This window comes from Pseudomonas sp. 05N434 (assembly GCF_056396965.1).
Window position 1 is genome coordinate 1 of record NZ_JBFTMK010000247.1, and the last position, 10902, is coordinate 10902.

At 55.0% G+C, this 10902-nt stretch carries 11 protein-coding genes and 2 pseudogenes; 6 read left to right on the forward strand and 7 right to left on the reverse strand.

Annotated features, from left to right (window positions below; all coding sequences use genetic code 11):
* Positions 1-26 precede the first annotated feature (26 nt).
* Positions 27-269, reverse strand: a pseudogene (locus tag AC1DLB_RS16585) (helix-turn-helix transcriptional regulator); the annotation flags it as partial.
* A 138-nt stretch (positions 270-407) separates the two neighbouring features.
* Here AC1DLB_RS16585 and AC1DLB_RS16590 point away from each other — a divergent pair.
* A complete protein-coding gene (locus AC1DLB_RS16590) occupies positions 408-1511 on the forward strand; it encodes a polyamine ABC transporter substrate-binding protein (protein WP_477744672.1) in 1104 nt (367 codons plus the stop codon).
* 244 nt (positions 1512-1755) lie between these two features.
* Positions 1756-3051 (forward strand): type VI secretion system tip protein TssI/VgrG, encoded by a 1296-nt coding sequence (tssI, locus tag AC1DLB_RS16595; RefSeq protein ID WP_477744671.1) that lies wholly within the window; start codon positions 1756-1758, stop codon positions 3049-3051.
* Positions 3052-3119: 68 nt separating this feature from the next.
* Here the strand turns inward: tssI and AC1DLB_RS16600 are convergent, their stop codons facing one another.
* Together AC1DLB_RS16600 and AC1DLB_RS16605 are read right to left on the reverse strand one after the other, a co-directional pair.
* On the reverse strand, positions 3120-3815 hold the full coding sequence (locus AC1DLB_RS16600) for a tRNA (adenine(22)-N(1))-methyltransferase (protein ID WP_477744670.1): 696 nt from the start codon (positions 3813-3815) through the stop codon (positions 3120-3122).
* 181 nt (positions 3816-3996) lie between these two features.
* Positions 3997-4353 (reverse strand): VOC family protein, encoded by a 357-nt coding sequence (locus AC1DLB_RS16605; RefSeq protein WP_477744669.1) that lies wholly within the window; start codon positions 4351-4353, stop codon positions 3997-3999.
* Between the two features lie 141 nt (positions 4354-4494).
* On the opposite strand from AC1DLB_RS16605, the gene AC1DLB_RS16610 reads away from it, so the two are divergent.
* The gene (locus AC1DLB_RS16610) at positions 4495-4947 is read left to right on the forward strand and encodes a thiol-disulfide oxidoreductase DCC family protein (RefSeq protein ID WP_064618657.1); all 453 of its coding nucleotides are present in this window, start codon (positions 4495-4497) and stop codon (positions 4945-4947) included.
* 71 nt (positions 4948-5018) lie between these two features.
* Here AC1DLB_RS16610 and AC1DLB_RS16615 read toward each other — a convergent pair whose 3' ends face one another.
* From AC1DLB_RS16615 to AC1DLB_RS16625, 3 genes and pseudogenes are all read right to left on the reverse strand, one after another.
* Positions 5019-5510, reverse strand: a complete 492-nt coding sequence (locus AC1DLB_RS16615) for a DUF2269 family protein (RefSeq protein WP_436275569.1) — start codon at positions 5508-5510, stop codon at positions 5019-5021.
* A 1-nt stretch (position 5511) separates the two neighbouring features.
* Entirely contained in the window at positions 5512-6639 is a 1128-nt protein-coding gene (locus AC1DLB_RS16620; RefSeq protein ID WP_477744668.1) for a saccharopine dehydrogenase family protein, read from the reverse strand.
* An 82-nt stretch (positions 6640-6721) separates the two neighbouring features.
* Positions 6722-7133 (reverse strand): annotated as a pseudogene (locus AC1DLB_RS16625) (eCIS core domain-containing protein).
* 294 nt (positions 7134-7427) lie between these two features.
* Between AC1DLB_RS16625 and AC1DLB_RS16630 the strand changes: the two are divergent.
* From AC1DLB_RS16630 to AC1DLB_RS16640, 3 genes are all read left to right on the forward strand, one after another.
* Positions 7428-8297: an AraC family transcriptional regulator gene (locus tag AC1DLB_RS16630; protein ID WP_026286372.1), complete on the forward strand. Its 870-nt coding sequence runs from the start codon at positions 7428-7430 to the stop codon at positions 8295-8297.
* Positions 8298-8809: 512 nt separating this feature from the next.
* Positions 8810-9502: a cytochrome-c peroxidase gene (locus tag AC1DLB_RS16635; RefSeq protein WP_086944930.1), complete on the forward strand. Its 693-nt coding sequence runs from the start codon at positions 8810-8812 to the stop codon at positions 9500-9502.
* Positions 9417-10124 (forward strand): RHS repeat-associated core domain-containing protein, encoded by a 708-nt coding sequence (locus AC1DLB_RS16640; protein WP_477745589.1) that lies wholly within the window; start codon positions 9417-9419, stop codon positions 10122-10124. The genes AC1DLB_RS16635 and AC1DLB_RS16640 overlap by 86 nt, the downstream gene beginning before the upstream one ends.
* Before the next feature lie 566 nt (positions 10125-10690).
* On the opposite strand, the gene AC1DLB_RS16645 is transcribed toward AC1DLB_RS16640, so the two are convergent.
* The coding region (locus AC1DLB_RS16645; protein WP_477785299.1) for a hypothetical protein at positions 10691-10902 on the reverse strand (212 nt) is incomplete at its 5' end.

The window sequence follows — 10902 nt, forward strand, 5'->3', positions numbered from 1 at the left end:
CAGCAGGTAAAGCCCCTTCACATAGCCAGCAGGTAAAGCCCCTTCACATAGCGATGAATGAACGCGTCTACCTCTTCAACATCTGCGACTTCAGGAAGACTAACGACTTGCACTTGTTGATTGCTAAAGATCAATACAACCCAATTATCGATTTGCACGTATTCGTTTAATATACGAACAAGCGAACTCCAGAATTCTGGACGGTTCAACTGCATGATCAGCTTCCCAATCGATCGGTGCCAAGCCAGGCTATGAAGGTCGAACGGCATTTTCTACCCCTTTAGGGTTAGGGATTCGTAGGTCAGAGGTAAGTATTCGTAGGTATTTACTATTCGGTAACGCACGGTATATTCGCTGGCAGGACTTACGATGGCCATGAGGGCACATCGTCTTGATAAGGATGTTGCATGAGAAAATCACGTTTGCGAACCATTTTTTCGGCCTCGCTTCTCTGTGCTGGGATGAGCACATCAGTGGGAGCTGTAGAGCCTGGGGTGCATCTGTACAACTGGTTCGGGCTTCTCGCACCGGAGACCCCAAAGGAGTTTGAGCAGGCAACTGGCACCAGAGTGCATATGGATGCTTTCGACAGCGCCGAAATCATGCAGAGCAAAGTAATGGCTGGGCGCACGGGGTATGACGTGGTTGTGGCCACCTCCAATGTGTTGCCAAGCCTGATCCAGGCGGGAGTACTTCAGCCGCTGGATCGTAATCAACTGAGTAATTTGTCCCATATCGATCCTGATATCTTGTCCCAGGTCGCGGTCAATGATCCTGGTAATCGCTACGCTGTGCCCTATCTATGGGGTACTACCGGCATTGGCTATGACGTTGACAAAGTCAAAGCGGCATTGGGTGATAATGCTCCGGTGAATAGCTGGGATTTGATCTTCAAAGAAGAAATCATCAGTAAGCTCCAGTCGTGTGGTGTGGCAATGCTTGACTCTCCAAGTGAGATCATTTCGATTGCGTTGCATTACCTTGGGCTCCCCAGCAACAGCAGGAACCCGGATGATTACCAGAAAGCTCAAGCCCTACTGTTAAAAATCCGCCCCTACGTCCTCTATTTCGACTCCTCCCGAATTGACGCTGACCTGGCTGACGGCAATATTTGTGCAGTCGTGGGATGGGCTAATGGTGCCCTTGCTGCGCAGGCCATCAACGAGAAGACCAACACTGGACGCAAGATTACCTACAGCCTTCCTCGCGAAGGAGCGCTGGTCTGGTCGGAAAATCTGGTTCTTCTAAAAGACGCGCCMCACCCAAAGGAAGGTATGGCGTTTATTAATTACATGTTGCGACCAGAAGTTATTGCCAAGACCTCAAACCACACTCTCTACCCTAACGCTAACAAAGATGCCGCTGAGTTTGTCGAACAGAAGTTGCGAGACAACCCCTGGATTTATCCAGACAAAAAGACCATTGCCACACTTATCCCACTTGAGCCACTGCCATTGAAGCTGGAGCGAATCCGCACGCGGATCTGGACCAAAGTGAAGAGTGGTGTGTGATCTGACTTGATTTGTCGCCTGTTGCTCTATGCATGTCTTTATTTTATACGCAGACGTGCTTGAGCAGCAGGTTGAGGCTATTTATGTCCGGAAAGTAAGACGCAAACGCCAATATACAAGAGCGCCAAATTAGTGGATTAGTGCCTGTTATAGGCTCTTGCCCTGAGCTGGACTTACCCGGCTTCCTGACATTGACATCTGCGACAGCCCCGATTCAACACTTTATGCAAGAAGAGAACAGTGGATGTTCAGCCCAGCCAATCAGACGTCTTTCAGTTTGACCATCGACGGTTTTGCGCACGATTTTCAAGTACTCGCATTCACCGGAGATGAGGCGATCAGCAGGCCTTACCTCTTCAACGTGGAGCTTGTTAGCGAGCGGTCTGACCTGGATCTCGAAAGCCTCTTCGACGTAGAGGCTTTTCTGACCTTCGACGCGAAGGGCAACGGCGTCCATGGACGGATCTATCACATCGCCCAAAGCGGTAATCATCAGCGTTTGACGCACTACAATCTGGCCCTCGTACCGCACCTGTCCTACTTGCGCCACCGCATCAACCAGAGGATCTATCAACAGTTCTCGGTGCCGAAAATCGTCGCCTTGATACTGGAAGAACACGGGATTGTGGGTGAGGCTTATCGGTTTCATCTGGGGTCGACCTACCCCGAGCGTGACTACTGTACCCAGTACGATGAAACGGATTTGCACTTTATTCAGCGCTTGTGCGAAGAAGAAGGTATCCACTTCCACTTCCAACACAGCGCTCAAGGCCACGTGCTGGTCTTTGGCGATGACCAGGCGGCTTTTCCCAGGATTGGGCAACCCACTGCTTATGGACAAGAGAGCGATAGAGTGGCCAACGAGCCACTGATCAAGCGCTTCAACCTACGTCTGGGGAGAAACGAGCAACAGCCAGGCATGGAAAACGATGACAAGCTGAAGCCTTTCACAAGCCATGAGCACGGCAAGCAGATAAGTCTGCGTGCTATGGAGCGCCGCCATGCGGCTTATCGTCAAGCCGAAGGGCAAGGTGACCAGACCCGGTTAGTCAGTGGCCATGTTCTGGAGATCTCTGGCCACCCGCGCCAGGAATGGAACGACCGATGGTTACTGACTCAGATCATCCACGAAGGCAAGCAACCACAGGTATTGAGCGAGAACATCGCCAGTGGCAACACAAACAACGAGGATGACTTTCATCAGGGTTACCGCAACCGCTTTATCGTTCTTCCGTGGGACGTGTCCTATCGTCCGCCTTTGGCTCACAAGAAACCTCAGGTACCAAGTAACCACACCGCTGTGATCATCGCTCTGGAAGACGAGGAGATCCAGGGTGATAGGCGCCTCGGAAGGGTCAAGGTCAAGTTCCCCTGGGACCGCGAAGGTAGATTTGACGACAAGAGTTGTTGTTGGCTGAGGGGGACCTCCAATTGGAGTTGTGGAATGACGCCCCCCCGAACGGGTATGGAAGTCATGGTTACATTTCTCGAAAGCGACCCCGATCAACCGCTGATCAGCGGTTGCCTGTGCTGCCGCTAACCCGCAAGCCCTATAAGAGCAGCAACCGTCAGGTTGAAATTTACCCCTGCAATTACTTAGTCAAGGGCTCAAGCCAGCAGGTCGGCGATCCACCGGGCCTGCAGGGCGACGTCCTGCACCTTCTCCTCGGGCACGGCCTGCCGCGCCTTGGCGAAGCTGCTCAGGGTCCGCTGCTTCTCGCGCAACAGGCGCTGCCACTTGATCAGGAATGCCGAGCTGCGTGCCTGCATCTGCAGCGGACCGAAATACAGCTCCTCGGCGGTGTACATCACCGGCCCGGTGCGCTCGGCGACGATGATTTCGTAGTCGAAGCGTTTTTCCCGCAGCACTTCCTCGCAGAGGATGCAGTAACCATTTTCCATCAGCCATTGGCGCAGTGGCTGCTCGCCGCCGTTGGGTTGAAGAATCAGGCGCTCCTGGCCGCTCAGACGTGCCTTGCCGCTGTCGAGAATGTCGCGGATCGTCTCGCCGCCCATGCCGCAGATGCTGATTGCCGTGATCCCGTCTCCCGGCTCGATTGCCGTCAGGCCATCGGCCAGGCGCACGGTGATCCACTGGTCCAGGTCGTTCTCGCGCACGGTGCGTTCGGCCGAGCGAAATGGCGTCAATGCCACCTCTCCGGCCACCGCCGCCACGATGGCGCCACGGCGCATCAATGCCACAGGCAGGTAGCCGTGATCCGAGCCGATATCGGCCAGGCGCGCACCTGCTGGCACATGTGCCGCCACGCGTTCCAGGCGCATGGACAATGTCTGTTGGTTCAACTGTTGCCCCTTTTCACCACGAACGTCCGGCACCTTTGACCGGATCGGCCCGCGATTCTGGCGAGCAACGCTGTGCATTTCAAATTTATGCGACCAGGGTCATGGCTCGCCCCGCACCTGCCGCTTGAGTATCGGCCCAAAGCGAACCCTGGTAATGGACCGCTTTGGGCCGACCTGAGCCCTACTGCCGAGCTGTCCAAACGGCCAGTTCATAGCCATCCGGATCAATGAAGTGGAACCTGCTTCCACCAGGGAACGGGAATGTTTCGCGGGTGATAACAGCGCCCAAGGCTTTGAGCCGTTGCTGCGCCTCATCGAGATCATCCGAGTACAAAATGATCAAAGGGCCACCAGGTCGAACCGGCTCTCCCGTAGTGAAGCCACCGGTAAGGCGGCCATCACTGAATTCCGTATAGGTTGGGCCGTAGTCGACGAATGTCCAGCCGAACGCACTGCCGTAGAAAGCTTTGCTGCGAGCAATGTCGTCGACATTAAATTCAATATTGTCGATCTGCCGGTCTTTACCACGCACACTCATGGATGCCTCCTTGGCTGATATTAAAGGAACAATGATATTGCAGCTGCCGGCAAGGAGCAGCCCCCCTTCGGCGAAATGCAGACTTTAACGCTGGCACGCGGTTATGATCCGGGATAATCAGGTTCCCTTGGATCCACGCTTATGCCCACCTCGAAAATCCGCCCCTCACCCGCGCCGCTGCTCAAACCAGGAGAGACGGTGGTCTTGTTCGACGGTGTCTGCAAGCTGTGCAATGGTTGGGCGAGGTTCTTGATTCGCCATGACCGCCAGCAGCGCGTGCGGTTGGCGGCGGTTCAGTCACCCGAGGGGCAAGTCCTGCTCGCGTGGGCAGGTTTGCCCGTGGATCAGTTCGACACCATGGCGGTGATCCGCGACCGACACTTCTGGGAGCGTTCGGATGCATTTTTCGAAGTCATCGCCCAGTTGCCCGCTCTCTGGCGCCCAGTGAACCTGTTGCGCATCTTCCCTCGCATGCTTCGAGATTGGGCATACGACCGCATTGCGCTTAATCGTTATCGGCTCTTCGGGAAATACGACACGTGCTTGCTGCCGGATCCTGATCATGAACAACGCTTTTTGAAAGCGCCCCTATGAACGCCCTCACCCACATTAACTGGATCGCCTCGCGTTCATGTTTGGCAGAGGTCTTGAGCCAGCCGATCCTGCTACCCCAATAGCCCAACCAGTTGCACCGGCGTCATCTTCGTCACCATCATCAGCACAATCACAAACATCCCGACAAAACCGACCACCCCCATCCACCACCATTTTTTGTACACGGATCGGTATTCATCATCGAGTCCGCTTCCGGCCTCAACTGCGCACGACGCCATCAGGTACAGCCGCTTCTGCAACACCAGCACCGGCAGCCAAAGCGAACCCACGCAGAAGAAGATAATCAACGAAGTCAGTACCCACTCCGTGGTCATGGGAAGTCCGGAGAGCCTCATCAGCAGGTAGCCCGTGATGATCTGAACGAAGCCTGCCGGCGTGGTAATCCAGGTGTCGAAGCGCACGACCATTCGGGCCACATGCGCGATCACTTGAGGGTTGGCCGTGCGGCTGGCAGCGATCAGGTAGAGGTAGGAGCCCATGCCGAATCCGAACAGGAAAATCGCGGCAATGACGTGGAGGTACTTCAAGCACAGATAGAGCATGTCAGCGCAGCTCGCCAGAGAACTGCACAGACAGGCTCAAATTGTCCGGATCGTTGATCGCTGCCATGTATTCATCGACGGTAATTTCGCCCACGCAAGCCCTGGCACCGGGTTGCGGCACATAGCCCTGGGCCATTTTCGCGGCCAAGGCTACAGATGCGCAGCTTGGGATTTGCGGCCCCTTGTCATTCATGGCCGTCAGTTGCACGGTCATGGCCAGCGGTTTCCCGTCAACTCCCCTGCCCTGAACGTCGATGTACATCGCGCTTTTACCATCGCCGAAACGTTCAAACCGGGTCCCCAGCCGATGCAGTCTGGCGGCCCAAAGGGCATGGTCGCGAACCAGCCCGATCTTCAACGCCTGAGCCAGCAGATAGTTGGCGACACCACCAAGTTTCAAGCCCGCGCCGGCCTTGAAGCTCAGGGTTTGCGCGCCATAGCGGCTGGCGAAAATATCCATGTCCGGCACATCGACATTGGCCAGCACGCGAGTGCCCAGATGCGGCATCTTGCGCAGCGTCAGATCCTGCCAACCCGACACTTCATGCACCTTGCCATTCTTGAGTTGCCTGATCGGTTTACCTGCGTAGGCGAGTACGCCTTCGACGGTCGACAATCCCGGCATCTTCGCCGAAGAGGAAATGCCATGCTCGATCGAGTCGATACGACTGAAGCGATAGCGCTGCTGATCGATGATGGCTGACGATAGCGTCGGCACCGAACTGCAGCCACTGAGGATCGCCACTCCTGCCTGTTTCGCCAAGGCATCGAGTACGCCAACGCCGTTGACGAAGGTTCGGCAGTCAGACAGGTCGCAGTAGTTCACGCCAGCCTCGATGCAGCTCTCGGCGACCGCATAGGATTGCCCCTGAAACGGGCCGCCAGTATGGATGACCAACTGGATGTCCATCGAGCGCAAAACGGATTTGAACTCAGTGCCCATGGCATTGCCGCACCAACTTTCGGCGACAGTGCCCGATTGGCTTTTCAACTCATCGACTTTGCGCTGCAACTTGTGTGGATCGCGGCCCGAGATCACCAGTTCCACATCTGGCATTACCGCCAAATGCCTGCAAACGATGCTACCGAAGTTTCCGTAGCCACCGACCACCATCACCCTGAACACCATTCAACTCTTCCCTAACTGACAGGCTGCTTTCAGCCAATAATGACTGCTTTATGCCTGTAATGTCAGGCGGCTTCGCTACCCTTCATTGAGTCCCTCCCCGCACCGACCGTCGAACTTCAGCCTGTATGGCATAAGCCGGCGCCTCCACAGCATTGAAATCTTGTGTATAGCGCTGGGCAAATCCTTCTACCCCCCATTCCCGAAACTGCTGCACGTGCTTCAGTTCGTGAGCCCAGAGCGCGATGTCCTGTTCTGCGGTTTGAGTGTCCCGGAAGAGGATGATGTCGATCAGCGTCACGGCACCGACGTCGGGGTTTTGCAGCATGGAAGTGGCGGCGCTGAATTGGCCGTTGTCGCTCACTTTGTAGTGCGCGGCATCAAGGACGCTGGGGTACTTGTTTCTCGCCAGGTGGGCAGGCGTTAGTCTGGGCTTGCACTACAGGAGTCAGGCCAAGAACAGACAGCGCCACCAGGCATGTGATGATGGGCGGCATTGGGCCCTCCAGAGACGGAAGCAGCGCGAACAGCGGATCACAATTGATCGATGACCCGCATAACTTTAGCGCACCCTTGTCGGGTCTCTTCTCGATGATTGCCTGGGGGTAATTGCTGCCCTCACAACGACAGCAACAGTCGATCAGAAGTGATCGGACTGGGTATACGGTGTCTCATGGTGGAAGAGATCGCATTGGCCAACCCAAAACATACCTTGAGCAAACGCGGCTAGGCGCGTTTACACCGCTATAGTCGACTCTATTGCCGACCGTACTTCCAGGAGCCTTTTCCCAGTGTCTGACATGCCGAGCAACTTCGCCTACACAAAACGCTTCAACGCCGTACTCGCCTACATCGATGCCAATCTTGAAGGTGACTTGTCGGTGAAGACGTTGAGTCATGTGGCGAACTTTTCGGTGTTTCACTTCCATCGACAATTCAGCGCGTTCGCGGGTGTGCCGGTCTCACGTTATGTGCAACTGATGCGGCTACGACGCGCGGCACATCGCCTGGCCTCCCTCGCTGATCACTCGGTACTGGACGCGGCACTCGGTGCCGGCTTTGAAAGCCCCGAGGCATTTTGCAGGGCGTTCAGGCGGGCGTTCGGCATGACCCCGAGTGCGTTCAGGAAGGAACCGAACTGGCAGGTCTGGAATGCGGTATTCGCAATCCCTCATTTTTCCAGGACTATCATCATGCAAGTACGAATCGTGGAATTCCCAGAAGTCAGGGTCGCAGCGCTTGAGCACTGCGGACCACCCGGGCTCGTCAATGAGAGCGTGCGCAAGTTCATCGAGTGGCGCATGCAGAGCGGACAGTCGCCGGTGGCATCGAGTCGCAGCTTTGGCATTCCCTATGGCAACCCCGACACGACACCTGCACAAGCATTCCGCTTCGCCATCTGCGGCGAGATTCACGAGGCTGTGGCGCCGAATGAGTTCGGCGTGCGCGAGATCGTCATTCCTGGCGGTCGCTGCGTCGTGGTGCGACATACGGGGTCACCGGATCACATCGGCGAAACGATCTATCCGATTTACCGCGATTGGCTTCCTGCCAGTGGCGAGGAACTCCGTGACCACCCGCTGTTCTTCAATTACCTGAGCGTCTATCCCGAGACGCCGCAGGATCAATGGCAAACTGACGTGTATGTTCCGCTTCAATAGCGGAGCAAGCAGCTTTCGACCCTGACGGACATTGACGAGTGTCCGCTCAGGGTTGGCATCCACATCAACGACGACAGCTTCTTTGCCCGTAACCCAGGGCCTGTTAACGCTTCGCGACAAAGTCAACGAGGGGAAAGCGCAAACCCGCGAAATCCTCGACTGCAGAAAGCCATCCTGACCGGTCGCTTTCCAGTCCCATTGGCAAGTTTTCAAACCCTGTACTACTGTCATCTCGTGCTGGATGCTCGGGATCGCGGACGTTCGATCTCCCCCAAGGTCATGGAATGAAGACCCCATCGTGAACACACAAGTGTTCCAACCGCTGTGCATACGACGTGTACGACGAGCCCAATGTGGCTCCGGTTCACAGGGAGGTGCTTATGGTGGCTTCAGGTCTAAAGTCTCGGCAGCAAATGCTGAGCATTCGCCATTGTATTGATACGAAACACGCTGCTTCCCTCCTCTGGCATCCCGGCTCCCGATTTCAGCCCGCTAAGTACCAGTAACTGAACATGCGCAGCATGCATTGCCTGAGCATGTGCCTGGCGCTGTTGCCTGCCGGCACGGTTATGGCTGACTCTCTTCCCGGATTATCGGCGTCTTGTACGGAGCAAGCCGTAGATAACCTGCTGGGGCTTCCGCCCATACCAGATGCCTCGTCACCTGAGCATCTGGTGGAAAAAATCCAGCTTGGCAAAACGCTGTTCTTTGACAAGCGTCTGAGTGCTGACGGCTCGATCAGCTGTGCCTCTTGCCATAATCCCGAACGAGGCTTCATCGACGGTTTGCCGCGCGCCCAGGGCATCCATCGCCAGCTTGGAACACGCAACACACCTACCCTCGTCAATGCGGCTATTGCCGGAACTCAGTTCTGGGACGGGCGCCGTGACAGCCTCAAGTCGCAGGCTACGGATCCCCTCTTTAACCCGATCGAACACGCCGTGAATGATGAGGCGCAGTTACTCCATACCATTCGGCAGGACATTCAGTATGTTGCGGCTTTCGAGAAGGTGTATGCGGCCTCCCCTGAGACGTTAATGGCCACGCAAGTTGCACAAGCCATCGCGGCCTACGAACGCACCCTAGTGGCTGGTAACTCTGCATTTGATCGTTATCGCTATGGACACGACAAAACAGCTCATCCAAGCCAGTCGCCCTCTGGTTCTGACGCCCCTGGAAAAACCGATTTGGTGGCGTTTATCTAACCAGTTGACGGCATGGAGCGGTGCCTCCTTGCTGTATGACGCCAACGGCAATATGACCAGTGACGGCAGCAACACTTACACCTGGGATTCGCGCCAGCGCCTGAGCACGCTCACGGGAACCGTATCCGGGAGTTTCAGTTATGACGCGGCCAACAGGCGCAGCCAGAAGACAATTTCCGGCCAGACCACCAGTTATGTCTTCGACGGTGTCAATCTGGTGCAAGAGCTGACCGGTACTGTCACCCCCACGGTACAGGCCAATCTCCTTACGGGCGGTTTGGACGAAGTATTCAGCCGCACCGAGGCCAGCGGCAACACCTACAGCTACTTGACTGATGCGCTGGGTTCAACCCAAGCGCTTACCGACAGCACTGGCGCGTTCACCACGCAATACACCTATGACCCTTATGGCCAAACCAGCAGCCCCGGCTCCGCCAGTACCAACAGCCAGCAGTACACCGGGCGGGAAAATGATGGCACGGGTGTCTATTATTATCGGGCACGGTATTACTCTCCAGGCTTTGGACGGTTTATCTCGGGAGATCCGATTGGACTTGCGGGGGGGGGATTAATACGTATGGTTATGTTGGCGGGAATCCGGTTTCTTACATTGACCCTTTAGGGCTATGGCGTCTTCCAGACTTCCTCGCAGTAAATATAAATATCGCAATTCCAAATCCAATAACGGACACGTATTTTGGCTGATCGGGAACTGCTAGTTTAGATCGATATGGGAACTGGTACGGGAGCGTATTAGGTGCAGAACTTGGAAAGTCTGCTAACATTATAACTGGAAGCATTACTGCAAACTGGATAAACCAGTCATGTAACGCTATAGAAAATCAGCTCAATAACTTCTTGTCGGGAAATGGAGTTAACGCTGCTGCTGGTTTCTGGGGGGGATTTCTGAGACGTGGTCACCAGGTAATGGGTTTGCAACAGGGGTTGGATTGATTTCGCCTCAACTAGGTGCTAGTTACAATTATTCCTCCCAAGAGGCTGGGAAGGCTGGATCAGGATGGTGAGAATGAAAAGCGTCGGATTGTTATTATTGATTATTATACTGTTCTCAGTAGGAGTAATGTGCTTGTTTTTTCTCGAGCAAACCCGAGAAATTGCAATAAAAGTGGCTGACTGGGCATACGCATCAAAAAACCACCCACTCAAGACCCTGGTTAGATCAAACAACTACTTGAACATGCTTAGGATGGTGGGCGCGATAGCCCTCTTTACATCTTTTTTCTTAATATGGGCATGGATAAAAAACTTATAAAAAAATACACACATATGGAGATCACTCTTGGCATCTGCATGGAAATACCCCACCCCGGCGAGCTTCCAGATCAGAAAGCATGTCCGGCCCGGCCATTGGCTTGCCCGCAATTGGTGCGGTGCTAGCG

Excerpts from the sequence above, each read along its gene's own strand:
- AC1DLB_RS16615 (WP_436275569.1), bottom strand. The coding sequence starts at position 5,510 with ATGCTCTATCTGTGCTTGAAGTACCTCCACGTCATTGCCGCGATTTTC.
- AC1DLB_RS16640 (WP_477745589.1), top strand. The coding sequence starts at position 9,417 with ATGGACACGACAAAACAGCTCATCCAAGCCAGTCGCCCTCTGGTTCTG.
- AC1DLB_RS16610 (WP_064618657.1), top strand. The coding sequence starts at position 4,495 with ATGCCCACCTCGAAAATCCGCCCCTCACCCGCGCCGCTGCTCAAACCA.
- AC1DLB_RS16635 (WP_086944930.1), top strand. The coding sequence starts at position 8,810 with ATGCGCAGCATGCATTGCCTGAGCATGTGCCTGGCGCTGTTGCCTGCC.
- AC1DLB_RS16620 (WP_477744668.1), bottom strand. The coding sequence starts at position 6,639 with ATGGTGTTCAGGGTGATGGTGGTCGGTGGCTACGGAAACTTCGGTAGC.
- tssI (WP_477744671.1), top strand. The coding sequence starts at position 1,756 with ATGTTCAGCCCAGCCAATCAGACGTCTTTCAGTTTGACCATCGACGGT.
- AC1DLB_RS16605 (WP_477744669.1), bottom strand. The coding sequence starts at position 4,353 with ATGAGTGTGCGTGGTAAAGACCGGCAGATCGACAATATTGAATTTAAT.